The 26466-nt window shown below is 70.8% G+C and carries 23 protein-coding genes and 5 pseudogenes; 18 read left to right on the top strand and 10 right to left on the bottom strand.

Annotated elements, in window-relative coordinates:
- Window positions 1-69 precede the first annotated feature (69 nt).
- From B1L07_04580 to B1L07_04570, 3 genes and pseudogenes are all read right to left on the bottom strand, one after another.
- Window positions 70-815: pseudogene (locus tag B1L07_04580) on the bottom strand (hypothetical protein).
- A gap of 435 nt (window positions 816-1250) precedes the next feature.
- Window positions 1251-2857: pseudogene (locus B1L07_04575) on the bottom strand (hypothetical protein).
- A gap of 74 nt (window positions 2858-2931) precedes the next feature.
- The gene (locus B1L07_04570; protein AUZ54504.1) at window positions 2932-3405 is read right to left on the bottom strand and encodes a hypothetical protein; all 474 of its coding nucleotides are present in this window, start codon (window positions 3403-3405) and stop codon (window positions 2932-2934) included.
- Window positions 3406-3602: 197 nt separating this feature from the next.
- Here B1L07_04570 and B1L07_04565 point away from each other — a divergent pair, with 197 nt between their 5' ends.
- From B1L07_04565 to B1L07_04550, 4 genes and pseudogenes are all read left to right on the top strand, one after another.
- A complete protein-coding gene (locus B1L07_04565; protein ID AUZ54503.1) occupies window positions 3603-6038 on the top strand; it encodes a ligand-gated channel in 2436 nt (811 codons plus the stop codon).
- 157 nt (window positions 6039-6195) lie between these two features.
- On the top strand, window positions 6196-6888 hold the full coding sequence (locus tag B1L07_04560; GenBank protein ID AUZ54502.1) for a trehalose-phosphatase: 693 nt from the start codon (window positions 6196-6198) through the stop codon (window positions 6886-6888).
- An 84-nt stretch (window positions 6889-6972) separates the two neighbouring features.
- Window positions 6973-8753 (top strand): annotated as a pseudogene (locus B1L07_04555) (glucoamylase).
- Window positions 8750-10117 carry an alpha,alpha-trehalose-phosphate synthase (UDP-forming) gene (locus B1L07_04550; protein ID AUZ54501.1) on the top strand — a complete coding sequence of 456 codons (1368 nt, stop codon included), beginning with the start codon at window positions 8750-8752 and terminating at the stop codon, window positions 10115-10117. The pseudogene B1L07_04555 and the gene B1L07_04550 overlap by 4 nt, the downstream one beginning before the upstream one ends.
- Before the next feature lie 220 nt (window positions 10118-10337).
- Here the strand turns inward: B1L07_04550 and B1L07_04545 are convergent, their stop codons facing one another.
- From B1L07_04545 to B1L07_04530, 4 genes and pseudogenes are all read right to left on the bottom strand, one after another.
- Window positions 10338-10766 carry a hypothetical protein gene (locus B1L07_04545; protein ID AUZ54500.1) on the bottom strand — a complete coding sequence of 143 codons (429 nt, stop codon included), beginning with the start codon at window positions 10764-10766 and terminating at the stop codon, window positions 10338-10340.
- Entirely contained in the window at window positions 10759-11370 is a 612-nt protein-coding gene (locus tag B1L07_04540) for a hypothetical protein (GenBank protein AUZ54499.1), read from the bottom strand. Before B1L07_04540 ends, B1L07_04545 begins: the two co-directional genes overlap by 8 nt.
- Window positions 11355-12134 carry a multi-copper polyphenol oxidoreductase gene (locus B1L07_04535; GenBank protein AUZ54498.1) on the bottom strand — a complete coding sequence of 260 codons (780 nt, stop codon included), beginning with the start codon at window positions 12132-12134 and terminating at the stop codon, window positions 11355-11357. Before B1L07_04535 ends, B1L07_04540 begins: the two co-directional genes overlap by 16 nt.
- Window positions 12135-12137: 3 nt before the next feature.
- A pseudogene (locus B1L07_04530) lies at window positions 12138-13120 on the bottom strand (23S rRNA pseudouridine(1911/1915/1917) synthase).
- A gap of 110 nt (window positions 13121-13230) precedes the next feature.
- On the opposite strand from B1L07_04530, the gene B1L07_04525 reads away from it, so the two are divergent.
- Complete coding sequence (locus tag B1L07_04525; protein ID AUZ54497.1) at window positions 13231-14115, top strand: outer membrane protein assembly factor BamD; 885 nt, start codon at window positions 13231-13233, stop codon at window positions 14113-14115.
- A gap of 314 nt (window positions 14116-14429) precedes the next feature.
- Here the strand turns inward: B1L07_04525 and B1L07_04520 are convergent, their stop codons facing one another.
- Genes B1L07_04520 through B1L07_04510 form a run of 3 tightly spaced genes read right to left on the bottom strand, consistent with a single transcriptional unit; the run spans window position 14430 to window position 16282 of the window.
- Window positions 14430-14750: a hypothetical protein gene (locus B1L07_04520; protein AUZ54496.1), complete on the bottom strand. Its 321-nt coding sequence runs from the start codon at window positions 14748-14750 to the stop codon at window positions 14430-14432.
- On the bottom strand, window positions 14747-16018 hold the full coding sequence (locus tag B1L07_04515; GenBank protein AUZ54495.1) for a UDP-N-acetylglucosamine 1-carboxyvinyltransferase: 1272 nt from the start codon (window positions 16016-16018) through the stop codon (window positions 14747-14749). The genes B1L07_04520 and B1L07_04515 overlap by 4 nt, the downstream gene beginning before the upstream one ends.
- Window positions 16019-16051: 33 nt before the next feature.
- A complete protein-coding gene (locus tag B1L07_04510; GenBank protein ID AUZ54494.1) occupies window positions 16052-16282 on the bottom strand; it encodes a BolA family transcriptional regulator in 231 nt (76 codons plus the stop codon).
- A 52-nt stretch (window positions 16283-16334) separates the two neighbouring features.
- Here B1L07_04510 and B1L07_04505 point away from each other — a divergent pair, with 52 nt between their 5' ends.
- From B1L07_04505 to B1L07_04445, 13 genes and pseudogenes are all read left to right on the top strand, one after another.
- Window positions 16335-17336 (top strand): D-arabinose 5-phosphate isomerase, encoded by a 1002-nt coding sequence (locus tag B1L07_04505; protein ID AUZ54493.1) that lies wholly within the window; start codon window positions 16335-16337, stop codon window positions 17334-17336.
- Between the two features lie 63 nt (window positions 17337-17399).
- Window positions 17400-17948, top strand: a complete 549-nt coding sequence (locus B1L07_04500; GenBank protein AUZ54492.1) for a phenylphosphate carboxylase subunit delta — start codon at window positions 17400-17402, stop codon at window positions 17946-17948.
- Window positions 17945-18520: an LPS export ABC transporter periplasmic protein LptC gene (locus B1L07_04495; protein AUZ54491.1), complete on the top strand. Its 576-nt coding sequence runs from the start codon at window positions 17945-17947 to the stop codon at window positions 18518-18520. The genes B1L07_04500 and B1L07_04495 overlap by 4 nt, the downstream gene beginning before the upstream one ends.
- Window positions 18498-19028 carry a lipopolysaccharide transport periplasmic protein LptA gene (locus tag B1L07_04490; protein AUZ54490.1) on the top strand — a complete coding sequence of 177 codons (531 nt, stop codon included), beginning with the start codon at window positions 18498-18500 and terminating at the stop codon, window positions 19026-19028. The genes B1L07_04495 and B1L07_04490 overlap by 23 nt, the downstream gene beginning before the upstream one ends.
- Complete coding sequence (locus B1L07_04485; GenBank protein ID AUZ54489.1) at window positions 19028-19747, top strand: LPS export ABC transporter ATP-binding protein; 720 nt, start codon at window positions 19028-19030, stop codon at window positions 19745-19747. Before B1L07_04490 ends, B1L07_04485 begins: the two co-directional genes overlap by 1 nt.
- A 42-nt stretch (window positions 19748-19789) precedes the next feature.
- Complete coding sequence (locus B1L07_04480; protein ID AUZ54488.1) at window positions 19790-21220, top strand: RNA polymerase factor sigma-54; 1431 nt, start codon at window positions 19790-19792, stop codon at window positions 21218-21220.
- A gap of 58 nt (window positions 21221-21278) precedes the next feature.
- A complete protein-coding gene (locus B1L07_04475; GenBank protein AUZ54487.1) occupies window positions 21279-21593 on the top strand; it encodes a ribosomal subunit interface protein in 315 nt (104 codons plus the stop codon).
- Window positions 21594-21617: 24 nt separating this feature from the next.
- Window positions 21618-22070: a PTS fructose transporter subunit IIA gene (locus B1L07_04470; GenBank protein ID AUZ54486.1), complete on the top strand. Its 453-nt coding sequence runs from the start codon at window positions 21618-21620 to the stop codon at window positions 22068-22070.
- A pseudogene (locus B1L07_04465) lies at window positions 22067-23016 on the top strand (HPr kinase/phosphorylase). Before B1L07_04470 ends, B1L07_04465 begins: the two are co-directional and overlap by 4 nt.
- Window positions 23013-23891, top strand: coding sequence for an RNase adaptor protein RapZ (locus B1L07_04460; protein AUZ54485.1), 879 nt, complete (start codon window positions 23013-23015; stop codon window positions 23889-23891). The pseudogene B1L07_04465 and the gene B1L07_04460 overlap by 4 nt, the downstream one beginning before the upstream one ends.
- A gap of 65 nt (window positions 23892-23956) precedes the next feature.
- Window positions 23957-24349 (top strand): PTS fructose IIA subunit family protein, encoded by a 393-nt coding sequence (locus B1L07_04455; GenBank protein ID AUZ54484.1) that lies wholly within the window; start codon window positions 23957-23959, stop codon window positions 24347-24349.
- A complete protein-coding gene (locus B1L07_04450; GenBank protein AUZ54483.1) occupies window positions 24342-24611 on the top strand; it encodes a phosphocarrier protein HPr in 270 nt (89 codons plus the stop codon). The genes B1L07_04455 and B1L07_04450 overlap by 8 nt, the downstream gene beginning before the upstream one ends.
- Before the next feature lie 58 nt (window positions 24612-24669).
- Entirely contained in the window at window positions 24670-26394 is a 1725-nt protein-coding gene (locus tag B1L07_04445; GenBank protein AUZ54482.1) for a phosphoenolpyruvate--protein phosphotransferase, read from the top strand.
- Window positions 26395-26466 lie beyond the last annotated feature (72 nt).

Below are 26466 nucleotides of genomic sequence, written 5' to 3'. Positions count from 1 at the left end.
GCCCGGAAGGACCACGACCAGGTGGGCAGGCATGCTTGCGGTGGCAGCAACGCTGCGGCGTGCTGCGCTTCAGCGCAGGAAGAACTCCACCGGCACTTCCAGTTCCACCGGGTCGGGCAGCGAAGCCGGTGGCGCTGGCAGCGGCTGCGCGCGATGGAAGGTCTGCAATGCCTCCTCGTCGAGGGACGCATGGCCGCTGCTGCGTTGCAATGCCACCGACAACACGCGCCCCTGCCGGTCGATGCGCACGTGCACGTATGCCACCCCTTGCTGCCGCGCGACCTGTGCCGCGCGCGGATAATGGCGGAACCGCTCCAGCCGGGCCAGCACCTCGCCGGTCCAGTTCGCCTGCGTTCTGCCGGCATGGCGCGGCGCCGGCGGCAGCGAGGGTGCGGGCGGCGCGGCCTGCTGGCTGCGTTCGGCGGCTTGATCCGGCGACGCGGGCGATGGGGACGGCTCAGGTATCGCTTCGGAAACCAGGTCGGGAAACTGCGCGGCCGCAGGCATGGCCTCGGCCAGCACCCGCTCGGAGGTCGGCGGCGCCAGCGCAGCGGAAGAGCGCGGCGGCGACGCCGTGCTGGCGGGGGTCGGCGTCGGTGCCTGCAACTGTGCCAGCGGCATCGCCGGGGCCGCGGGCGGCAACAGGCTCAACTGCACCCGCACGGTCTCCTCCGCAACCTTCGCCGGCACCGGCATCCGTGCCCAGCCCCCAACGCGGCCACCGCTACGGCCAGGTGCAGCAGCACGGTGCTTGCCGCCGCCAGCCAATGCATGCGCCGCTCATGATCGGCCAGCGTGCGTTTCGTGCGCCTCATGCCGGCCCGGCCGGGCGCTGCGTTCAAGGCAGCCCCTGCCGGGTGCCTCGGCATCGGGAGGATCTCCGCTGTCGCCGGCGCCGCGTAAATCGCGCCGGCCATCATGAACATGATAATCATTCTCAAATTATACCCGGGGCACGGGCTCTCCATGCACATGCCCGGCGCAGGCACCGCAGCCTGCCGGTTATCCGCTGAAACGGATTCCCCGGCTATCCCGCGCGCACCGATGCCTTGAGAATCAACAGGAAAATCGCGCGCCCCTGGCGGCAACGCCCATCTCCCATCCGAGGCGACGGCCCGGCAACGCCAATGGGCAGTGCCCGCAATCCCGCCTCACGCGCCCGGGCGCCTTGCCGGAAACGGGATCGCCCCCTGCCCGCTCCGTGCTTCGTTCGACCTCCGCCCCGGATCAACCCGAGCGTGAGGCCTGGCTTATCCCTCTGCCCGGGCGTCCTGGCCTCCTGCTGGCCGGAACGAACCGAGCAGGCCCAATACTGCCGCCAGCGCCACGTAAGCGCCGGCGAACTGCCAGCTGATGCTGCGCTGCAGCCCCTGCAGTGCCCATGGCAGGTACACCCCGCCGCGCGGGTCCACCGAGTGGATCAGGCCGAACAGGGTCAGCAGCGCGGCGACCAGCAGCAGGACCGATGCGCGCCGCGGACGCTGTTCGATCATCGCCACCACCGTGGCGATCCACAGCATCGCGGTGATGATGAAGCCGTTGCCGAGGGTGAAGATCACCGCCAGCTCCGGCAGCCCGTGGCCGTCGAGCGTGGTGGTCAGCTCGGCCAGCCGCTCCGGCGCGATCCAGCCCGGTGCCTTGATCGCCAGCAGGTACGCCACCGAGGGCAGGAAGCCGAGCACCATCGCCGCGGCATGCCGCTTCGGCGTGGCCTCGAACGCCTGGGTGGTGATGTCGATGGCCACGTACACGATGATCGGCGCCAACACCGCCAGCGGCAGCCACTGCACCAGGCCGGAAATCACCCGAGCATGCCGCCGATGCCGACGAACAGGCCGGTCAGCAGGGTGTAGCCGCTGCGCGCGCCCATGTGCTTGTAGGCCGGCTGGCCGATGTAGGGCGTGGTCTGGGCGACGCCACCGCAGCACCCGGCCACCAGCGTGGCCACCGCTTCCACCAGCAGGATGTCGCGGGTGCGGTAGTCGTCGCCGGCCGCGCGCGCGCTTTCGGACACGTTGATGCCACCGACCACCATCAGCAGCCCGAACGGCAGCAGCAGCGGCAGGTAGTCCAGCGCCGCCGGCAGGCCGTCGATGAAGCCCAGCGTCGGCAGCGGCAGCACCACCTGCGGTGGCGTCCACTGCGGCAGGGCGAAGCCCGGCGCGCCCAGCCCCGCCAGTCCCAGCCCGTAGTACAGCGCGGTACCGACCACGAACGCCACCAGCACCCCGGGCGCGCGTACCGGCAGCCGCCCCTTGGCGACCAGCACGTACAACAGCAGCCCCAGGGTGACGAAGCCGGCCACCGGCGAGCGCAGCGCTTCCAGCAGCGGCAGCAGGCCCATCAGCACCAGCGCGATGCCGGCGATGGAGCCCAGCAGCGCGGCCCGCGGCAGCGCGCGGGTCACCGCCTCGCCGAAAAACGACAGCACCAGCTTGAGCAGGCCCATGATCACCAGCGCCGCCATGCCCAGCTGCCAGGTGGCGATCGCCGCGGCCTGCGGGTCCATGCCCTGCTCGCGGAACCCGGCGAACGCCGGCCCCAGCACCAGCAGCGCCATGCCGATGCTGGTCGGGGCATCCAGCCCCAGCGGCATCGCGGTGACGTCGTCGCGGCCCGTGCGCGCGGCCAGGCGCCGCGCCATCAGCGTGTACAGCAGATTGCCCACCAGCACGCCGAAGGCGGTGCCGGGGAACATGCGCCCGAACACCACCTCGGCAGGGAACTGGAAGATGCCCACCAGCGCCATGGCGATGAAACCGAGGATGGACAGGTTGTCGACCACCAGGCCGAAGAAACCGTTGAGGTCGCCGGCGACGAACCAGCGTGGGCGCGGGGCAGCGGGAAGGGAAGCCATGCGGGAACCGGGAGGAAGGAAGGGAAAACCATCGCCGGGGCGCGGGCGCCACGCCCTGCCCCGGCGCGCGTTGCTCAGAACGAGACGTCCACCGCCTGGCGCGCCCACAACACCGACTGGTGATGGGTGGCCTGCTTCCAGGCCAGGCGGATCGCCTCGATGTCGTTGCGGCGCTGCGGCGTGTCCTCGTGCAGCACCACCAGCACCTTGGTGCGCAGGCGCTCGGGCCCGGCGGCGCCACGGAACAGCCACTGGCCGTAGGCGTCGAACACGGTCAGGCCGTCGGGGAAGCGCGGGGTCACCTCGCGGTCGAGGAACGCCCGCCACTGCGCGTCACTGATGGCGTCGGTCTGTTCGCGGCGGGAGTCGCCGTCCTCGCGGCCGACGCCGAAATACAGCTCGCTGCGCACCCAGTGCGCGCCCTCGGCCGGGCGCGCGGCGTCGCCGTGCAGCGCGGCGGTGGCCGCCGGCGGGTCGACGGGAGCGGCGGCGGTGGCAACCCCGCCCAGGCACAGCAACAACGGGAACAGCAAAGCGGACGACTTCATGGATGACCTCTGGAAGGAGCCTGCAAGGATGGCGTGGCCGTCGCTGCAGCGGCATATCACGTTTACGGATGAGCTGATGCCACGCGGGGCTTGCACCGGGCGCCGGCATCACGCGAAGATAACATATCGCTCCATCCGGATGAATGTAACAAAGCATCCGGAAACCCCTTCCCCCACGTCACCCCGGAGTTTCCCCCATGGCCCGTATTTCCCCGGCACCGCTCGGCCTGGCCGTCGTGCTGGCACTGTCCTCGCCCGCCTACGCCCAGGACGCGTCCGCCCCGGCGACCACGCTCGACACGGTGATCGTCACCGGCACCCGCGCCAGCGACCGCACCGTCCTGGAATCCACCTCGCCGGTGGACGTGCTCACCGCCGAGGACATCCGCAAGGCCGGCGTGGTCAACGGCGAACTCGGCAGCGCGCTGCAGGCGCTGCTGCCGTCGTTCAATTTCCCGCGGCAGTCTAACTCCGGCGGTGCCGACCACGTCCGCGCGGCGCAGCTGCGCGGGCTGTCGCCGGACCAGGTGCTGGTGCTGGTCAACGGCAAGCGCCGCCACAACTCGGCGCTGGTCAACACCGACAGCAAGATCGGCAAGGGCACCACACCGGTGGACTTCAATGCCATCCCGGTCAGCGCGATCAAGCGCATCGAAGTCCTGCGCGACGGCGCCGGCGCGCTGTATGGCTCCGATGCCGTGGCCGGGGTGATCAACGTGATCCTCGACGATGCCCCGCAGGGCGGCGCCATCGAGGCCAGCTTCGGTGCGCACCACACCGACCTCAAGCCGATCGGCCGCACCCTCACCGATGGCCAGACGAGCTATTTCAGCGCCAAGGTCGGCACCGTGCTGAGCGACCAGGGCGGCTTCCTGCGCGTGGGCCTGGAGCTGAAGAACCGCGAGGCCACCAACCGCGCCGGCTTCGACCAGATCCCGCCGTGGGAAGCGCAGACCCCGGACAACCTGGCCCTGGCCGGCAAGCGCAACTACGCCCTGGGCGACGGTGCCAGCAAGGATCTCAACGCCTGGTTCAATACCGAGATCCCGTTCGGCGCCACCTCCAAGGCCTATGCGTTCGGCACCTACAACCAGCGCGATACCGAAGGCGCCAACTACTTCCGCTACCCGGACGGCGAAGCCAACTGGAAGCAGCTGTATCCCAACGGCTACCGCCCGGTTTCCGAAGGCGAGAACCTGGACCTGCAGCTGGTCGCCGGCGCGCGCGGCCAGTGGGGCGACTGGAACTACGACGCCAGCCTCGACCACGGCCGCAACGAATTCACCTACCGCCTGCGCGATTCGCTCAACGCCTCGCTCGGCCCTGCCAGCCCCACCCGCTTCAAGACGGGCGACTACGCGTTCGAGCAGACCGTGGCCAACCTCGATGTCGGTCGCATCTTCGTGCGCGCCGACGACAGCCACAGCCTCGGCTTCGGCGTGGAAGCGCGCCACGAACGCTACGAGACCGGCGCCGGCGACCCGGCCAGCTATGCGGCCGGCGCGTACACCGATCGTCCCACCGGCTCGCAGGCCGGCGGCGGCCTGACCCCACAGGACGAGGCCCACCTCACCCGCGACGTGTTCAGCGCCTATGGCAGCCTGTCCTCGACCTTCGGCGAGAAGTTCTCCACCGACCTCGCCGCGCGCTACGAGCATTACCAGGACTTCGGCGGCGAGCTCACCGGCAAGCTCGGCGCACGTTACGCGTTCGCACCGGCGTTCGCGCTGCGCGGCGCCATCTCCAACAACTTCCACGCGCCGTCGCTGAGCCAGACCGGCTTCGAATCCACCTCCACCGGCTACACCGCCGGCGGCCAGCTGGTGCAGGGCCGGCTGCTGTCGGTGAACAACCCGATCGCGCGCGCACTGGGCGCCCGCGACCTGAAGCCGGAGAAGTCGATCAACTACAGCCTCGGTTTCACCAGCCAGATCGGCAGCCACCTGGACCTGTCGCTGGACCTGTTCCAGATCGACATCGACGACCGCATCGCGCTGTCGGAGAGCATCACCGGCGACGCGCTCACCGATTTCGTGCAGCAGCGCTTCGGCGTAAGCGGGCTGCAGAGCGCGCACTACTTCGTCAATGCCGCCGATACACGCACCCGCGGCGCCGAGTTCGTCGCCAACTGGCGGCAGACGCTGGGCGGCGGCGACCTGCTGCTCACCGGCACCTGGAGTTACGCCAGGACCGAGCTGAAGAACGTGCTGGCCACGCCGCCACAGCTGCTGGCGCTGGACCCGGACTACGTGCTGTTCGGCGTGGAGGAAAGCAATACGCTCACCGACGCGGCGCCGCGCACCCGCGCGCAGCTGGCGGCGAGCTGGGCCGACGCGCGCTGGTCGCTGGGCAGCCGCCTGAGCCGCCATGGCAGCGCGCGACGCGTGTTCGATTTCGGTGGCGGCTATGTGCCGACCCAGACCTATGGCGCGGAATGGCAGCTCGATGCGGAAGTGGAGTACCGCGTCACCGCGAAGTGGAGCGTGGCCGTCGGTGGGCAGAACCTGACCGACAACTACCCGGACCGCTCCAACGACGACATCCACTACTTCGGCAACCTGCCCTACGACGTGTTGTCGCCGATCGGCAGCAACGGCGCGTACTGGTACGGGCGCGTGCGCTACGCGTTCTGACCCGGCGGCTGGAAGCCGGGCCAGTGCCCGGCTTCCAGCATCCGCCTTCATGCGCCCGCGGCGGAACGATAACTTTCCTCTCACGTGCCGCGTGGCATGGTAGGGAAATGGTCAAAGCGTCCATCAGCCCGCCCCCGCGCTGGATCCCGCTTGTGCCCTGTTCCTTGACGTGGACGGCACGCTGGTCGGGTTCGCGGCACAACCCGAAGATGTCCGCCTGCCACCACAGGTGCGCGACTGGATAGCCCGCATCGGCGAACGCCTCGGTGGCGCCCTGGCGCTGGTCAGCGGACGCCCGCTGGCACAGCTTGACCAGTTGTTCGCGCCACTGCGCTTGCCCGCCGCGGGCCTGCATGGCGCGCAGTTGCGCCGCACCGACGACGACGCGCCGGCAGACGCCGACCCCGCCCACTGGCTGCATGACCTGCATGTGCAGGCAATGCGCCTGGCGCACGCGCACCCCGGCGTACGGGTGGAAGCCAAGGGCCAGGCCCTGGCGCTGCATTGGCGCAATGCACCGGATGCCGCAGCCGCGGTCGAAGCCTTCGCGCGCGCGCAGTTGCCGCGGCTGCCCGGCGTCCGCCTGCAACCGGGCAACCACGTGGTCGAACTGGTGTCCGCCGGCCACGACAAGGGCACGGCGGTGAGTACGCTGATGCGCGCGCCGCCCTTCGCCGGGCGCCGCCCGGTGTTCGTCGGCGACGACCTGACCGACGAGTACGGCTTCGCCGCGGCGACACGGCTCGGCGGCTACGGAATCCTGGTCGGCGACCGCTCGCCCAGCCAGGCGCGCCATGCCCTGCCGGATGTGGCCGCGATGCACGCGTGGCTGCGCGCCGGCGCGGCCTGATGCCACACCGCGGCACCGGGCCATCGACCCGGGCGCGGTCGCACCCGGGGACGGCACGGCCGCCCCACCAGCAAGGAGGAAGCGATGCTTCAAGCCAATCTCGAGATGGGCGTCATCGGCAATGGCAGTTTCGGTGCCCTGATCGACCGCCATGCGCGCGTGGTGTGGAGTTGCCTGCCCGCGTTCGATGGCGACCCGGCGTTCTGCGCGCTGCTGTCGCCGCGCGAACATGACGGCGGCGACTTCGCCATCGAGCTGGAGGATTACGCCGGCAGCGAGCAGCACTACATCACCAACACCGCGATCCTGCGCACGGTGCTGCGCGACAGCCACGGTGGCCAGGTGGAGGTGATCGACTTCGCGCCGCGCTGGCGCCGCCACGACCGCTTCTACCGGCCGCCGAGCCTGGTACGCCGCATCCGCCCGCTGTCGGGCAACCCGCGCATCCGGGTAGTGGCGCGGCCGCTGGCCGACTGGGGCGCGCGCGTTCCCGACTGCACCTGGGGCAGCAACCACCTGCGCTGGCTGCTGCCCGGCTTCACCCTGCGCCTGACCACGGACGTACCGGTGCGTTTCATCCGCGATGCGCTTCCGTTCGTGCTCGCCCACCCCATGGAGCTGGTGCTGGGTGTGGACGAACCGCTGGACCGCGCGCTTGCCAACTACGCGCAGGACGCGCAGCAGCGCACCGAGGACTATTGGCGCGAATGGACCCGCTACCTGTCCATTCCGCTGGAATGGCAGGGCGCGGTGATCCGCAGCGCGATCACCCTGAAGCTGTGCCAGTACGAGGACAGCGGCGCGATCATCGCGGCGATGACCACCTCCATCCCGAGGCCCCGGGCAGCGCCCGCAACTGGGATTACCGCTACTGCTGGCTGCGCGACGCCGCGTTCGTGGTGCGCGCGCTCAACCGGCTGGGCGCCACCCGGTCGATGGAGGATTTCCTGCGCTACATCTTCAACCTGGCCACCACCGACGGCAGCCTGCAACCGCTGTACGGCATCGGCCTGGAGGAACGGCTCGACGAACATGAAGTGCCGTCGCTGGCGGGGTACCGTGGCATGGGCCCGGTGCGGCGCGGCAACCTGGCCTGGCTGCAGCGGCAGCACGATGTCTATGGCTCCGTGGTGCTGGCTTCGACCCAGCTGTTCTTCGACCAGCGCCTGAAGGACCCGGGCGACGCGCACACCTTCGCCCGGCTCGAACCGCTGGGCGAACGCGCCTATGCCCTGCACGACGTGCCCGACGCCGGGCTGTGGGAGTTCCGCGGGCGCACCGCGGTGCATACCTATACCGCCGCGATGTGCTGGGCGGCCTGCGACCGCCTGGCCAAGATCGCCACGCGCCTGGCGCTCGGCGAGCGTGCCGCGCTGTGGCGCGAGCGCGCCGACCACATCCACCAGCGGGTGCTGGAGCGCGGCTGGAACCCACAGCTGGGCCACTTCACCGACACCTTCGATGGCAGCCACCTGGACGCGTCGTTGCTGCTGCTGGCCGACATCGGCTTCATCGAAGCGGGCGACCCGCGCTACGTCGCCACGGTGGAGGCCATCGGTCACGGCCTGCGTCGCGGCGACGCGCTGTTCCGCTACATCGCCCCGGATGACTTCGGCGCGCCCGAGACCAGCTTCACCATCTGCACGTTCTGGTACATCGATGCGCTGGCCGCGATCGGCCGCATGGACGAGGCCCGCGCCCTGTTCGAAAGCGTGCTGGCACGGCGCAACCACCTCGGGCTGCTGTCCGAGGACCTGGCGTTCAGCGATGGCGAGCAATGGGGCAACTTCCCGCAGACCTACTCGCACGTAGGCCTGATCACCGCGGCGATGCGGCTGTCGCGCAGCTGGCAGGAGGCCTCGTGAGCCGCCTGGTGGTGGTCTCCAACCGGGTCGCGATGCCCGGCGAAAGCCGCGCCGGCGGGCTCGCCGTGGGGCTGCTGGCGGCATTGAAGGAACGCGGCGGGCTGTGGTTCGGCTGGAGCGGGCGCAGCGTGTCCGGCCCCAGCGGGGAGCTGCACGAACACAGCGACGGCGCCATCCGCTATGCCACCCTTGACCTGTCCAGGGCCGACCTGGACAGCTACTACAACGGCTTCTCCAACCGCGCGCTGTGGCCACTGCTGCATTTCCGCCTGGACCTGGTGGACTACGACCGCAGCAAGCGCGAAGGCTACTGGCGGGTCAACACGCTGTTCGCCGACCGGCTCGCGCCACTGCTGCGCGACGACGACACGGTGTGGATCCACGACTACCACCTGATCCCGCTGGCGGCGCTGCTGCGCGAACGCGGCATCGGTTGCCGCATCGGCTTCTTCCTGCACGTGCCGGTGCCGTCGGCCGACCTGGTGCAGGCGCTGCCCGAACATCGTTCGCTGTTCTCGGCGCTGTACGCCTGCGACCTGCTCGGCTTCCAGACCCGGCGCGACGTGGACCGCTTCCGCTCCTGGGCGCGCCTGTTCGGCGGTGGCAGCGCCATCGACAGCGGGCACATCCGGTCGCCCGACGGGCGCAGCGTGCGCATCGCCGCGTTCCCGATCGGCATCGATACCGAGCACATCGCCCGGCAGGCACGGGTGGCTACCGGCAACAGCGCGGTGCGCGCGCTGCGGCACAGCCTGCAGGAACGCAAACTGGCCATCGGCGTGGACCGGCTGGACTACTCCAAGGGGCTGCCCGAACGCTTCCATGGCTTCGAGCGCTACCTGACCCGCTACCCGCAGCAGAAGGGCAGCATGACCTTCCTGCAGATCGCGCCGGTCTCGCGCGGCAGCGTGGCCGAGTACCGTTCGCTGCGCAGCGAACTGGAACGGCTGGCCGGGCACATCAACGGTGGCCACGCCGAGGCCGACTGGACCCCGCTGCGCTACGTCAACCAGAACTACGCCCACAGCACCCTGACCGGGTTCTACCGCGAGGCCGCGGTGGGATTGGTGACGCCGCTGCGCGACGGCATGAACCTGGTGGCCAAGGAGTACGTGGCCTCGCAGGACCCGGACGATCCCGGCGTGCTGGTGCTGTCGCTGCTGGCCGGCGCCGCCGACGAACTGAAGCAGGCGCTGCTGGTCAATCCGCACGACCTGGACGGCGTCGCCGATGCCATCGCCACCGCGGCCAACATGCCGCGCGGCGAACGCATCGAGCGCTGGCAGGCAATGATGCAGCACCTGCGCGAGCACGACATCAACCGCTGGCGGCGCGACTACCTGCAGGCGCTGGAAGGCGACTGAGAGAGCTGCATGCAGGGCAAGCCCCGCATCTACGTCCGCGCTGCGTTGTCCCGGATGAACCACGCGCCTGCGGCGTTGTCCCGGTCGAACCCGGGAACGCACCATCCGGACCTGCCTGCAAACGCACGATTCCCCGTAGGTGCGGGGCTCGCCCCGCACAGAGCTTCACCGGAACAGCCCCATGCGGGGCAAGCCCCGCATCTACGCCCGCACAGGCTTCTCAGTCCAGAAAACGCGCCGCCTGCGCCGGGGTCGGCAGGTAGCAGGCGTCGTGGCGCCCGAACCAGCGGTAGCGATTGCGCGCCAGCCAGCGGTAACCACGGTCGCGCAGCGGACGGGGCAGCAGGCGCGCCAGCCGGGCCAGCTGCCAGATGCCGCCCAGGCCGGCCAGCACGCGCACGATGGCGTCGGTATCGGTATGCGCGCGGCCCTGCTCGACCAGCAGGAACGACAGCGGGTCATCCGGATCGAGGCCATGGGCACGCATCAGCCGGCGCCCGTGCGCGCCCTGCATCGCCGCGAAGCGGTAGCGGCCGCGGCGGTCGAAACGCAGCAGGAACCGCACCCAGCGACTGCACAGTGTGCAGACGCCATCGAACACGATCACCGGCGCAGGGCCGGAGGCGGAGTCGGACGTCCCTTTACCCATCGCCGCGGCCTCCGCCGATGCGGCCGCTGACGGGGACGTCCGGTTCTGCCTCCCGGTTCCCGAGCGGCAACAGCCAGCCCTCGTAGCGGATCAGCGGCCCGAGCAGCGGCATCGCCACGTCCACCAGGAACGTGTAGCGGTCGCCATCGACGCGTTCACGGCAGCGCACCTGGGCGAACCAGGCGGCTGGCAACGGTACGCTGCCGAACGCCCAGGCCCGCTCGACCCGCCAGCGGATTTCGCCATCCACGGCCTCCAGCGCGAAACGGAAGCGTACCGCGCCCAGGCGCTCGAACAGGCGCCCCTGGCGCGACCACAGCCGCGAGGCCATGCGCGCGTCGCCGAAACGGCGGTCCCAGCGCTCGCCGGCGCCCTCGGCCACGAACTCGACCGTCACCGGCACCGCGTCCGCCGCCGCGGGCAGCCGTGCCAGCCACGCGCAGGGCGCGACCAGCCAATGGTCGCCGCGGCGCACGCAGGCCTCGCCGCGCCAGCGCTGCCGGCCCTGCACCGAATGCAGTGCCTGCAGGGTCGGCGGCAGCCGGGCGAACGCGGCGGCGCCCAGCACCCGCGCGAACAGCGGCGCGGTCACCGCGCCATCCACACCAGCGTGGCCATGCGTCCGCTGCGACGATCGCGGCGGTGCGAGAACCAGCGCGCGGGATCGGCGATGGTGCACTGGTCGCCGCCATGGATCGCCGCCGGGTCCATGCCGGCGGCCTGCAGCCGTTGCCGTGCCAGCGCGTACAGATCCACCCGCCAGTGCCCGGGCCGGGTGCCGGTGAAGGCCGCTTCGGCAGCGGCCGCATGTGCCAGGAAGGCGTCGCGCACGTCGGCGCCGATCTCGTAGTGCGCCGGCCCGGCGGCGGGGCCGAGCCAGGCGATGGCCTCCGACGCCGGCGCCCGCATGGCCGCGAGCGTTGCCTCCAGCATGCCGTCGGCGAGCCCGCGCCACCCGGCGTGCGCGGCGGCTACTTCGCCGCCGTCGCGGGCGGCGAACACCACCGGCAGGCAGTCGGCGGTGAGGATCGCCAGGACCACCCCCGGCACCGCGGTCACCGCGGCATCGGCGACGGGTTCGGCGTCCACGCCCTGCGCCACCGGCGGTGCGTCGAAGCGCAGCACGCCGGTGCCGTGCACCTGGCGCAGCCAGTGCGGCGCCGAAGGCAGGCCCGCCAGCCGCTGCAGTTCATCGCGGTTGCGCTGCACCTGCTGTGGGTCGTCGCCTTCGGCCGAGCTGCGGTTGCCCAGGTTGAAACGGTCGAATGGCGGCAGCGAGCCGCCCGCGCCGTAACGCAGCGTGGTGAACGCCCGCACCCCGGGGGGCGCGGGCCAGTCCGCCGCCAGCAGTGGCAACGCGGCGGCCATGGTTCAGCGCCGCTCGCGTTCGGCGAACAGGACGCTGTCCTCGCGCAGCGCCTTCATCAGCGCCAGCATGTCGGCCGGCACCGGCGCGCTGTTGCGGATCGCCTCGCCGGTGATCGGGTGCATGAATTCCAGGGTCTCGGCGTGCAGCGCCTGGCGCCTGAAGCCGCGCAGCTGCGCGACCAGTTCGTCGGTGGCGCCCTTGGGCAGCTTCAGCGCGCCGCCGTACAGCGGGTCGCCGATGATCGGGTGCTTCAGGTGCGCCATGTGCACGCGGATCTGGTGGGTGCGACCGGTTTCCAGGCGGCATTCCAGCGCGGTGTGGGCGCGGAAGCGTTCGCGCAGGCGGTAATGGGTGACGGCGTCGCGGCCATCCTCGCGCACGGCCATGCGCAGGCGGTCGCGCGGGTGGCGGTCGATCGGCGCGTCGGCGGTGCCGCCGGACACCAGCGCGCCGCTCACCACGGCCAGGTACTGGCGGTGCACTTCGCGCGCGGACAACTGCTCTACCAGCGCGGTCTGCGCCTGCAGGGTGCGGGCCACGACCATCACCCCGCTGGTGTCCTTGTCCAGCCGGTGGACCACGCCGGCGCGCGGCACCGACGCCAGCGACGGGTCGCGGAACAGCAGCGCGTTGACCAGGGTGCCGGTGGGGTTGCCGGCTCCCGGGTGGACCACCAGCCCGGCCGGCTTGTCGATCACGAAGACGTGCTCGTCCTCGTACAGCACCGACAGCGGGATGTCCTCGGGCAGGGCGTTGGTCTCGGTGTCCAGCGTCGCATTCAGGGTGGCCAGCTCGCCGCCCCGCACCGGATCGCGCGGGCGCGCCGGGACGCCGTCCAGCAGCACTGCCCCGGACTTGATCCATTCGCTCAGGCGGGAACGGGAGAATTCGGGAACAGCTCGGCCAGCACGGCGTCGAAACGGCGGCCGGCGGCGGCGTCGGGCACCCGCGCCTGGCGGGAAGGAAGGGAAGCGTTGTCGGACATGGCAGGGGTATCGGCGGAATTCGGGGGTCCCGGCGACAGGAGTCAGTCGCAGGACAGGCCACTAGGCTATCATCGCCCCTTCGTATTCCTGCCGCGTCCCGCCCCGACCCATGATCCGACGCTCCCCGCTGCTGTCCGCTCCCGTCCGCATCACCGCCCTGCTGCTGGTCCTGGTCTTCGCCGCCACCGGCTGCCACCGCGGCGCCAAGGGCAAGAACGCCGACGAGGGCATGCCGGTCGAGAGGCTCTACGAGAAGAGTCACAAGCTGATGGAAGGCGGCAACTGGTCCGGTGCCGAGGCCAGCTTCCGGCGGCTGATCGCCCAGTACCCGTATGGCCCGTACACCGAGCAGGCGATGATCGAAAGCGCCTACGCCCAGTACAAGGCCGGCAAGAACGACGACGCGGTGTCCAGCATCGACCGCTTCATCCGCACCTACCCGACCCACCGCAACATCGCCTACCTGTACTACCTGCGCGGGCTGGCCAACGGCAACAGCGACACCGTGTTCCTGCGCCGGGTGTGGTCGCTGGACTCCAGCCGCCGCGACCTGTCCACGCCGCGCCAGGCCTACGCCGACTTCAATATCGTCACCGAGCGCTACCCCAACAGCCGCTACGCCGCCGACGCGCGCCAGCGCATGATCGAGCTGCGCGACGTGTTCGCCCAGCACGAGATGGACAACGCCCTGTACTACGCCCGCCGCGGCGCCTGGGTCTCGGCCGCCGGTCGCGCCACCTACCTGCTGGAAACCTACCCGCAGAGCGCCTTCCAGAACGACGCGGTGGCGCTGCTCGGCGAGTCCTACGTCCACCTGGGCAACAAGACCCTGGCAGACGACGCCCGGCGCGTGCTCGAGCTCAACGAGCCCAGCCACCCGTGGCTGCAGGGCGAATGGCCGAAGTACCCGTGGATCGCGCGCAAGCTCAACCCGTTCGCCGGCGAGAAATCCGCCGCCACCGGCCAGCGCAACGCGCGGATGAACCGCAAGTAATCCGCGCCGGCCACGGCCGGGTCGCACGTACGACGCCCCGCAAGGGGCGTTTTGCGTTCATGGGAAGGGCAAAGCCCCGCCCCGGCGGCCACGACAGTCCCGGGCGCACAGGCAGTCAGGGGCACGCCGGGCACCGGCGCGGTGCCCGGTTGCAGGGTCGGGAAAGTGGCCGGGACAGCCCCGGCATCTGCGCCACGGGTGCCCGGGCGCGGCCGGCAGGGGCTGTGGCGGGTGCCCCGCGCAGCGTTCGCGGGGCGGCGCCAGGCCTTAGCGGGCACGCCGCGTCGCGGCGCAGTGCGCCGCGACCGGGGCGGTTACGGCTTGGCGGCGGCCGCGTCGTCGGCCTTGAACACGGTCCGGCAGTCGCGGCGGAACTCCTCGCCGGTGCGGCGCCAGGCGAAGCTGCGGCAGTGGCGGTTGCCCTCCTGGGAATCGGCCACCTTCACCGCGTAGAACGCCTGGAAGAACTCGTCGCGGCTGACCTGGCCGTCACCGTTCCAGTCCATCTGCTCCTTCTCCACGCCACGGGTGATGGCGATGCCGGCGTACCAGGCCCAGCCCAGCCAGCCCAGCGCCAGCAGCACCAGTACCAGCAGCGCGCGGCGTCGCGGGGTGAATCGGCCGCGCAGGATCATGACACGCGCCGGATGCGGGCACCGAGCGCACCGAGCTTTTCCTCGATGTTCTCGTAGCCGCGGTCCAGGTGGTAGATGCGGTCGATGGTGGTATCGCCATCGGCCACCAGCCCGGCCAGGATCAGGCTGGCCGACGCGCGCAGGTCGGTGGCCATCACCGGCGCCCCGCTGAGCCGTTCGACACCGCGGCAGATGGCGGTATGGCCCTCGACCTGGATGTCCGCGCCCAGGCGCAGCAGCTCGTTGACGTGCATGAAACGGTTTTCGAAGATCGTCTCGTTGACCACGCCCACCCCGTCGGCGATGCAGTTGAGCGCCATGAACTGCGCCTGCATGTCGGTCGGGAACGCCGGGTACGGCGCGGTGGTCAGGTTGACCGCCTTCGGCCGCCGGCCGTGCATGTCCAGGGTGATGGTGTCCTGCGTGGTCTCGATCGTCGCGCCGGCCTCGGCCAGCTTGGCCAGCACCGCGTCGAGCGTGTCCGGGCGGGCGTTGCGCATCACCACGCGGCCGCCGGTCATCGCCGCGGCGACCAGGAAGGTGCCGGTCTCGATGCGGTCCGGCAGCACCGCGTGGCGGCCGCCGGCCAGGCGCTCGACGCCCTCGATCACCAGCCGCGCGGTGCCCAGCCCCTCGATCTTCGCGCCCAGCGCGATCAGGCAGTGCGCCAGGTCGGTGACTTCCGGCTCCATCGCCGCGTTTTCCAGCACGGTGGTGCCTTCGGCCAGCACCGCGGCCATCAGCACGTTCTCGGTGCCGGTGACGCTGACCATGTCGAAGGTGAAGCGACCGCCCTTCAGGCGCTCCGCGCGCGCCTTGATGAAGCCGTTCTCCACGGTGATTTCCGCGCCCAGCGCCTGCAGGCCCTTGATGTGCTGGTCCACCGGGCGCGAGCCGATCGCACAGCCGCCGGGCAACGACACTTCCGCCGCGCCGTACTTGGCCAGCAGCGGGCCGAGCACCAGGATCGAGGCGCGCATGGTCTTGACCAGCTCGTACGGCGCCACGTGCTGGTTGACGCTGCGCGGGTCGACCACGATCGCGCTGCCGCGCGACAGGGTGCCCTGGTCGATGGTGACCTTGGCGCCCAGTTCGCCGAGCAGCTTCACCGTGGTGATCACGTCGTGCAGGTGCGGCACGTTGGTGATCTCCACCGGCGCATCGGCCAGCAGGGTCGCGCAGAGGATCGGCAGGACGGCGTTCTTGGCGCCGGAGACATTGACTTCACCGTTCAGCGCATTGCCGCCGGTGACCACGATTTTCGCCATGTGTGTGAGGCCAGTAGGTTGGAGGGGGCCGGCTCAGCCGGCTTCGCCGGGGGTGACGGTTTTCAGGGCCAGCGCGTGGATCGCGCCGCCCATCAGCTCGCCCAGCGTCGCATAGACCATGCGGTGGCGGGCCAGCGGCAGCTTGCCGGCGAAGGCCTCGCAGACCACGGTGGCCTCGAAGTGCACGCCGTCCTCGCCACTCACCTGGGCGCGGGCGCCCGGCAGGCCGGCTTCGATCAGGTTCTGGATGGTCTCGGCGTCCAAGTCGCTTTCCTAATAAAATGAACGCCCATTCTACTCCCCGAGTGGCGCCCGCATGGCTGCTTCCCCCCTTTCGCCGGACTCGCTGCACGACGCCGACCTGATCGCCAGCGGCCGCCGCGTGTTCGAGATCGAACGCGCCGAGCTGGAACGGGTCGGCGGCCGCATCGGCACCGAGTTCGCCGCCGCCTGCCGGCTGATCCTGGGCTCGCGCGGCCGCGTGGTGGCCACCGGCATGGGCAAATCCGGGCATATCGCGCGCAAGATCGCCGCCACCCTGGCCTCCACCGGCACCCCCGCGTTCTACGTGCACCCGGGCGAGGCCGGGCATGGCGACCTGGGCATGATCACCGCCGACGACGTGGTGCTGGCGCTGTCCTACTCCGGCGAATCGGACGAGGTGCTGATGCTGCTGCCGGTGCTCAAGCGCCAGGGCAACCCGCTGATCGCCATGACCGGCCGCCCGCAGTCCAGCCTGGCCAGCGCCGCCGACATCCACCTGGACGTGAACGTGGACCACGAGGCCTGCCCGCTGGCGCTGGCGCCGACCTCCAGCACCACCACCTCGCTGGCCATGGGCGACGCCCTGGCCGTGGCCCTGCTCGACGCGCGCGGCTTCACCGCCGACGACTTCGCCCGCTCGCACCCGGCCGGCAGCCTCGGCCGGCGCCTGCTGCTGCACATCACCGACGTGATGCACGGCGGTGCCGACCTGCCCAGCGTGCGCGAGGACGCCAGCCTCAGCGAAGCGCTGGTGGAGATGAGCCGCAAGCGCCTGGGCATGACCGCCGTGGTCGACGCGCATGGCCGCCTGGTCGGGCTGTTCACCGACGGCGACCTGCGCCGCGCGCTGGACACCGACCTGGACGTGCGCACCGCCGGCATCGCCCAGGTGATGACCCGCGCGCCGCGCACCATCGGCGCCGACCAGCTGGCGGTGGAGGCGGCGCGCATGCTGGAGCAGTACCAGATCAACGGCCTGATCGTCGTCGACGGCGAAGGCCGCGCCGTCGGCGCCTTGAACATTCATGACCTGTTGCGGGCAAAAGTGGTTTAAAAGCCCGCACAATCACGCTTCGGGCCCGATGGCCCGCCCCCGCCGCAACGGATCGCCCGCACCATGTCCTGGTCTCCCCTCGCCCACTTTCCCGCCGAGCTGCATGCCGTCGCTGCCACCATCCGGCTGGCGTGCTTCGACGTGGACGGGACCCTGACCGACGGGCGCCTGTACTACGACCACGCCGGCAACGAGAGCAAGGCGTTCTTCGTGCAGGACGGGCTGGGCCTGAAACTGCTGCAGAAGCACGGCATCCACCCGGTGCTGATCACCGCGCGCAACAGCCTGTCGGCGCAGCGCCGCGGCGCCGACCTGGGCATCGACACCCAGATCGCGGTCGGCGACAAGCTGGCCAGCGTGCGCGCGCTGTGCGAGCGCTTCGGCATCGGCCTGGCGCAGGTGGCGTTCATGGGCGACGACCTGCCGGACCTGGCCCCGCTGTGCGCGGTCGGGCTGGCGGTGGCGCCGGCCAACGCGCACCCGCTGATCGCCGGGCGCGTGCACTGGCAGACCCGCGCCGAGGGCGGCCGCGGTGCCGCGCGCGAGCTGTGCGACGTGCTGCTGGCGCTGCAGGGCCGGCTGGACACGGTCGTGGCGGAGTACGCGCGATGAACTGGCGCATGCTCATCGGCACCGGCCTGCTGCTGGCGGCACTGGCCAGCGGCTGGTCGGCCTGGCGGCACCGCGCGACCCTGGCGCCGGCCGGCGCCTCGCAGGTACGTGCCGATTACGTGCTGGGCGATTTCGAGATCGTCACCCTGGACAAGGACGGCCAGGAGGCAGCCACGCTGCGCGCGCCGTCCATGGAGCGCAATGCGTCCGACCAGACCTCGGTCATCGCGCGGCCGCTGTTCCTGCTGCCCGACGCCGAGGGCCGGCACTGGCAGCTGCGCGCCGACACCGGCTGGGTCAGCGCCAAGGGCGACGAACTGCGCCTGCGCGGCAACGTCGCCGGCGACAGCCCCGAGCAGGGCGGCACCCCGCCGACGACCTTCCGCACCACCGCGCTGGACGTGTTCCCCGAACGCAGCCTGGCCCGTACCGCCGAGCCCGTCACCATGGCCCGCCCGGGCCTGCGGCAGAGCGGCGTCGGCTTCGAGGCCGACCTGAAATCCCGGCAGTATTCCCTTCTTTCCCAGGTCAAGACCCGTTATGAACCCAATGCTGCCCGCCAGGCTCGCTAAGCTCGCGCCGGCCGTCCTGCTCGCCGCCACGCTCGTTCCCGGCGTGGCCACGGCCAGGGAATCGGACCGCAACCAGCCCATGGACATCGTCGCCGACAACAGCGGCGGCAACCTGGCCGGCGGCAACGGCAAGTACCGTTTCAGCGGCAACGTGGTCATCGTCCAGGGCACGCTGGAGATCCATGCCGACACCGCCGACGTGATCCAGAAGAACGGCGAGACCGAACGCGTCGTGCTTACCGGCAAGCAGGCCACGCTCAAGCAGCAGATGGACGACGGCACCTGGATGAACGCCCGCGCCGACAACATGGACTACAACGTCAACAGCGAGGTGATCGTGCTGACCGGCAACTACAAGGTCGACTCCGAGCGGGGTTCCAACGCCGGCCAGCGCATGGTCTACAACACCCGCAGCGGCGACATGCAGAGCGGCGGCGACGGCACCCGCGTGCGCACCGTGATCCAGCCCAAGAACAAGGCGCCGGCCGCGGCGGGAGAGAAGAAGTAATGCTCGTCGCCGAAGGCCTGCGCAAGCGCTACAAAAACCGCGAGGTCGTGCGCGAGTTCGGCCTGTCGCTGGATGCCGGCGAGGTGGTCGGCCTGCTCGGCCCCAACGGCGCCGGCAAGACCACCTGCTTCTACATGATCGTGGGCCTGGTCGAGAGCGACGCCGGCCGCATCGTGCTGGACGGCCGCGACATCACCGGCGAGCCGATGTACGCGCGCGCCAGGCTGGGGGTCGGCTACCTGCCGCAGGAACCGTCGGTGTTCCGCAAGCTCAGCGTGGCCGACAACATCCGCCTGGTGCTGGAACTGCGCGAGGACCTGGACGCCGACGGCCGCGAGCGCGAATTGTCGGCGCTGCTGGACGAACTGCAGATCAGCCATGTCGCCGACCAGGCCGGCGCCAGCCTGTCCGGCGGCGAACGCCGCCGCTGCGAGATCGCCCGCGCGCTGGCCGCCAAGCCGCGCCTGATCCTGCTCGACGAACCGTTCGCCGGCGTCGACCCGATCTCGGTCGGCGAGATCCAGCGCATCGTCACCCACCTCAAGCAGCGCGGCATCGGCGTGCTGATCACCGACCACAACGTCCGCGAGACCTTGGGAATCTGCGACCGCGCGTATATCCTCAACGAGGGCAGCGTGCTGGCGCAGGGCGCACCGGAAGCGCTGCTGTCCAACCCCGACGTCCGCCGTGTCTACCTTGGAGACAGCTTCACGCTCTGATCCAGCCGCGGCAGGCCGTTCCCCCTTCTGCCTGGAACCGGGATGAAAGCACGGCTGCAGACATCGCTGGGACAGCAGCTGGTCATGACGCCGCAGCTGCGCCAGGCCATCCGCCTGCTGCAGATGTCCAGCACCGAGCTGGAGCTGGAACTGGCCGGGGCGGTGGAGAGCAACCCGCTGCTGGAATGGGCCGACGAAGCCGCGCCCGGCGAGCCGGGCCCCGACCCGGGCTCCGAACCGGGGGACGCCAGCGCCGCGGCCGATGCCGGCGACAGCCACGCCGACGCGGGCATGGACTGGCCCGGCGAGGGCGAGCAGTGGAGCGGCGGCCAGGGCGGCTCGTTCGATGACGACGACAGCGATGCCCGTGACCGCGTCGCCGGGGCCGACACCCTCGCCGACCACCTGCTGTGGCAGCTGCACCTGTCCCACCTGAGCGCGCGCGACCGCGCCATCGGCGTCGCCCTGGTCGATGCGCTGGACGAGGACGGTTACCTGCGCGAACCGCTTCTGTCCATTGCCCAGACGCTGCGCCCGGACATCGCCGCCGGCGAGGACGAGATCCTCACCATGCTGCACCGGATCCAGCGCTTCGACCCGCCCGGCGTCGGCGCCCGCACCCTGGGCGAATGCCTGGCGCTGCAGCTCGACGCCCTGCCCGCCGCCACCCCGGGCCTGAGCCTGGCCCGGCAGATCGCCGCGGGGCCGCTGGAACGCCTGCCGCGGGCCGGCATCCCCGGTATCGCCGCCGAACTGCGGCAACCGGCCGAGGCCGTCGAGCAGGCCGTGCAGCTGCTGCGCACGCTGGACCCGCGCCCGGGCCGGCAGCTGGGCGACGTGTCCGCGGACGCCTATGTGGTGCCCGACTGCGTGGTCTGGCGCCAGCGCGGCATGTGGAAGGCCGCCCTCGCCGGCCATGCCGGCCCGCGGGTGGTGATCCACCGTGGCTACGAGCAGCTGATCCGCCGCTGCGGCGACGCCGACGCCAGTTACCTGCGCGGCCAACTGCAGGAAGCGCGCTGGCTGCTCAAGGGCCTGGAGGCGCGCGGCGAGACCCTGCTGCGCGTGGTCAACAGCCTGCTACGCCACCAGGCCGGGTTCCTGGAGTTCGGCGCGCAGGCGCTGCGGCCACTGACCCTGCGCGAGATCGCCGCGGAGCTGGAGCTGCACGAATCCACCATCTCCCGCGCCATCGCCGGCAAGCACGTGCGCACGCCGCGCGGCACCCTGCCGCTGCGCGCGTTCTTCGCCTCGGGCATCGACACCGACGGCGGCGGCGAGGCCTCCAGCACCGCGATCCAGTCGATGATCCGGCGCCTGATCGAGGCCGAAAACCCGCGCAAGCCGCTTTCTGACGCCAAGCTGGCCGACATGCTCAAGGGCAGCGGAATACCGGTGGCGCGCCGCACCGTGGCGAAGTATCGTGAAGCCATGAACATCTCCGCCTCCCACGAACGCGTACGCCTTGTCTGAAACGTTCGCGGCCGGCGGCAGGGTTCATTGGCAACCGAAGAACCACAGGAGGCATCCGATGCGTATCGAAACGTTTGGCAAAGACGTGGAAGTCACCCCCGCCCTGAAGGAGTACGTGGAGACCAAGCTGCAACGGCTGGGCAAGCACTTCGACCAGCACTGTGAAGTCAGGGTGACCCTGTCGCTGCAGAAGAACGAGCACCATGTCGATGCCAGCGCCAATCTCCCCGGCCAGACCCTGCACGCCGAGGCCGGCGGACAGACCATGTACGCGGCGATCGACGTGCTGGCCGACAAGCTCGACCGGCTGGTGATCAAGCACAAGGAAAAGCATCTGCCCCACGCCTCCCATGCACTGCGCGACAATGGCTGACATCCGTCACCGTCCGTTGCAGTCATGCCCCTGAATGACCTGATGGCGGCCGTGAGTACCCGGGTACTCGCGGCCGCCGACCGCGACAGCGCCCTGCGCGCCGCCGCCGGCCTGCTCGCCTGCCGCGAAGCCGGCGCCGAGAGCATCTTCCGCAGCCTGTGCGACCGCGAGAACGTCGGCAGTACCGCCATCGGCCACGGCATCGCCATCCCGCATGGCCGCTCCCCCACCCTGCAACACCCGCGCGGCGCCTTCCTGCGGCTGCTGCAACCCATCGATTTCGGCGGCGCCGAACCGGTCGACCTGGTGTTCGCCATGGCGGTGCCCGAGCACTACACCCACCAGCACCTGATGCTGCTGTCCGAGCTGGCGGAGATCTTCTCCGACGCCCACGTCCGCGATGCCCTGCGCGCGGCCAACGACGGCAGCGCGCTGAAACAGATCCTCGACCATCCGCAGCGGATCCGACCCTCATGAACACCCGCATCACCGCCCGCGAACTGTTCGACCAGCAGCGCGAGAAACTGGACCTGCGCTGGGCCGCGGGCCAGGCCGGCGGCAACCGCGAGCTGGACGCCGGCGACACCGTCGCGCGGCGCCCGTCGCTGGCCGGCTACCTCAACACCATCTACCCGAACAAAGTGCAGATCCTCGGCACCGAGGAACTGGCCTGGCTGGACTCGCTGGATTCGCGCCAGCGCTGGGAAGTGATCGAGCGCATCATCCAGGCGCGGCCGCTGGCGCTGGTCATCACCAAGAGCCACGGCTGCCCGGAGGACCTGCGCGCGGCCGCCGACGAATCGCAGACCCCGCTGTGGGTGTCGCCGCGGCGCGGCCACGAACTGCTCAACCACCTGTCCTACCACCTGGCACGCACGCTGGCGCCGCGGATCATCCTGCATGGTGTATTCATGGAGATCTACTCCATCGGCGTGCTGATCACCGGCGAGGCCGGCTCGGGCAAGAGCGAGCTGGCGCTGGAACTGCTCAGCCGCGGCCACCGGCTGGTGGCCGACGACGCCCCGAGTTCACCCAGATCGCCCCGGACGTGCTCGACGGCACCTGCCCCGAACTGCTGCAGGACCTGCTGGAGGTGCGCGGCCTGGGCGTGCTCAACGTGCGCCAGATGTTCGGTGACACATCTGTAAAGAAGAACAAGTACCTTCGGCTGATCGTGCACCTGACCAAACCGATGACCGAACCCGGCAGCTACGGCTACGAACGCCTGACCGGCGACTCCGGCAAGCGCCACGTGCTCGACCTGGACGTGCCGCTGATCACCCTGCCGGTGATGCCCGGGCGCAACCTGGCGGTGCTGACCGAGGCGGCCACGCGCCTGCACATCCTGCGCACCAAGGGCATCGACCCGGCGGCGATGTTCATCGCCCGCCACAGCAACCTGCTGGAGCAACGCATCCCATGAACGCCACGCCGGCCCCGGTGCTGGTCATCGTCAGCGGCCTGTCCGGTTCGGGCAAGTCGGTGGCGCTGAAGACCTTCGAGGACCTGGACTACTACTGTTCGGACAACATCCCGGTCAACCTGCTGCCGGAGTTCGTGCGTGGGGTGCTCGGCGAACGCACCGACGACCGGCCGCGGCGCCTGGCGCTGGGCATCGACGTGCGCGGCCGCAGCGACCTGAGCCAGCTCGCCAGCTGGCGGCAGCGGGCGCGCGACCATGACATCGATGCCACCCTGCTGTTCTTCGAGGCCGACGACGACACCCTGCTGGCGCGCTTCGCCGACACCCGGCGGCGGCATCCGCTGAGCCAGCTCGGCCTGTCCCTGCCCGAGGCGATCGTGCGCGAGCGCGAACTGACCGCGCCGCTGCGCCGCGAGGCCAACGCGGTGATCGACACCAGCCGGCTCAACGTGCACCAGCTGCGGCGCAAGCTGATCACCGAATACGCGCTCGGCCACGGCAGCGGCCTGTCGCTGCTGTTCGAGTCCTTCGCCTACAAGCGCGGAGTGCCGGCCGAGGCCGATTTCGTGTTCGACGCGCGGGTACTGCCCAACCCGCACTGGGACCCGGAACTGCGCTCGCTGAGCGGCCGCGACCGCGAGGTCCGCGAGTACCTGGACGCGCAGCCGGAAGTGGTGCGCTACGCGGCCCAGCTCGAGGACCTGCTCGACACCTGGCTGCCCAAGCTGGGCAACGACACCCGCAGTTACGTGACCGTGGCCTTCGGCTGTACCGGCGGCAAGCACCGCTCGGTGTACCTGGCCGAGCGCCTGGCCCGGCATGCGCGCGCGCAGGGCTGGCCGGACGTGGCCACCTTCCACCGCGAACAGGACTGAATGGTGCGCGCAAAGCGCGATCCAGGCGCTATCGCGGACTGCATCCGACCTGTTAACGTTCAGTAATGACCTGCGGCATCCTTCTCGTGACCCATCCCGGCGTCGGCTCTTCCCTGCTGGAAGTGGCCACCCGCCTGCTGCGCCAGCTGCCACTCAATGCCGAGGCCTTCGAGGTTCCGTTCGACGCGGACCTGGACGCGCAGCTGCCGCTGGCCTCGGCGGCCATGCGCCGGGTGGAAGGCGAGGACGGCGTGCTGGTGCTGACCGACCTGTACGGGGCCAGCCCCAGCAACCTGGCGGCGCGGCTGGCGCGGCTGGGCACGCCGGTGCGGCGGGTATCGGCACTGAGCCTGCCGATGCTGCTGCGGGTGATGAACTATCCGGAACAGGGACTGGACCAACTGCCCGCCACCGCCGCGGCGGGCGCCCGAAATGGAGCCATCATCGACGATGCTTGAACGCGAACTCACCGTATCCAACCGCCTGGGCCTGCATGCCCGCGCGACCGCCAAGCTGGTGCAGCTGCTGTCCGGCTTCCGCGCCAATGCCACGCTGGTGGCCAAGGGCCGCGAGGTCAACGCCAAGAGCATCATGGGCGTGATGCTGCTGGCCGCCGGCCAGGGCACGCCGGTCACGGTGCGGGTACAGGGCGAGGACGAGGCCGACGCCATGGCGGCGGTCGTGGATCTGTTCGAGCGCCGTTTCGACGAGGACAGCTGATGGCGGCGGCGGACGCGGCGGCGGTTCCTGCCCGCACCACGCCGGGAGGCGTGGCGGCATGACCGCGCTGCGCCTGCATGGCCATGGCGCATCGCGCGGCAGCGCGCTCGGCCGCGCCCGCGTGCGCCTGCCGCATGCGCAGGACGTCACCGAAAAGCGCATCCCCGCCAGCGCGGTCGACGCCGAACTGCAGCGCCTGCACCAGGCCATCGAGTCGGCCCGCGCCGAGATGCGCGAACTGCGCCAGCGCCTGCAGGGCGCGCTGCCGGCCGAGGTCGGCGAGTTCCTCGATCTGCACGCCATGCTGCTGGACGACCCGGAGCTGCTGCTGGCGCTGGACGAACGCATCCGCAGCCAGCGCTACAGCGCGGCCTATGCGCTGCGCCTGCAGCGCGACACCCTGGCGCAGGTGTTCGAGGGCATGGAGGACGACTACCTGCGCGCCCGCCTGGATGACCTGGACCACGTCATCGGCCGCATCAACGCCTTCCTGCACAAGCGCCCGGCCGGCATGAAGGGCCTGGCGGGCGAAATCCTAGTGTGCGAAAACGTCGCCCCCTCGGAGCTGGCGCAACTGCAGTCGCAGGGCGTGGTCGGCATCGTCACCAGTGCCGGCAGCCCGCTGTCGCACAGCGCCATCCTCGCCCGCAGCCTGCACCTGCCGCTGGTGGTCGGCGCCAGCGGCGTGCTGAACCGGATCAACGACGGCGACGTGCTGATCCTGGACGGCGGCAGCGGCGAGGTGGTGCTGGAGCCGGCCGCCGACGACCTGCGCCAGTACCGCCAGCGCCTGCGCGAACTGGCGCGCGAACAGCGCGAGCTCGGCCACCTGCGCTCCAAGCCCAGCCGCACCGTGGACGGGGTGGACATCACCCTGCTGGCCAACGCCGAATCGCGCGAGGACGTGGCCCACGCGCACGCCCTGGGCGCGCATGGGCTGGGCCTGTACCGCACCGAATTCCTGTTCCTGCAGCGCAACGGCCTGCCCGACGAGGAAGAACAGTTCCACCACTACCGCGACGCCGTGCTCGGCATGAGCGGGCGGCCGGTGACCATCCGCATCCTCGACCTGGGCGCGGACAAGGCCGATCGCAGCGGGCTGGTGCTGGGCCGCGAGGACAACCCGGCGCTGGGCCTGCGCGGCATCCGCCTGCTGCTGGCGAATCCCAGGGTCGCCGACACCCAGCTGCGCGCGCTGCTGCGTGCCTCCGGCTACGGGCCGGTGCGCGTGCTGGTACCGATGGTCAGCACCCGCGAGGAAATCCTCGCGCTCAAGCGGCGCATGACCCGGCAGGCGGCGGCGCTGCGCGAGGAAGGCCACGTGCTGGCCGAGCACGTGCCGGTCGGCGCGATGATCGAGGTGCCGGCCGCGGCCATCGCCCTGCCGACCTTCATCGACCAGGTCGATTTCCTGTCCGTCGGCACCAACGACCTGGTGCAGTACCTGTTGGCGGCCGACCGCAACAACGAAGCGGTGGGCGAGCTGTATTCGCCGCTGCATCCGGCGGTGCTGCAGCTGCTGGCGCAGGTGATCGGCACCGCGCGCGCGCACGGCACGCCGCTGGCGGTGTGCGGCGAGATCGCCGGCGACCCGCGCATGACCCCGCTGCTGCTGGCCCTGGGCCTGACCGAATTCAGCCTGCACCCGGCGACGCTGCTGGAAGTACGCCGGGCGATCCGCGACTGCGACCATGGCGAACTGCGCGCACGCGCCGGCAAGCTGCTGCAGGCGCGCGACCGCCGCGGCATCGAGCGCTGGCTCGCCGGCAGCTGCCCGCCCTGAGCGCCGGCGCCCGGGCACCACGCACCGGCGCGGAGGGTGTGCACCGAAACACCGGCGCGTGATAATGACGCG

This window comes from Stenotrophomonas acidaminiphila, assembly GCA_002951995.1.
GTDB lineage: Bacteria > Pseudomonadota > Gammaproteobacteria > Xanthomonadales > Xanthomonadaceae > Stenotrophomonas > Stenotrophomonas acidaminiphila_A.
Note: the sequence above shows the minus strand (reverse complement) of the source record. Positions and strands in the feature narration are given on the sequence as shown.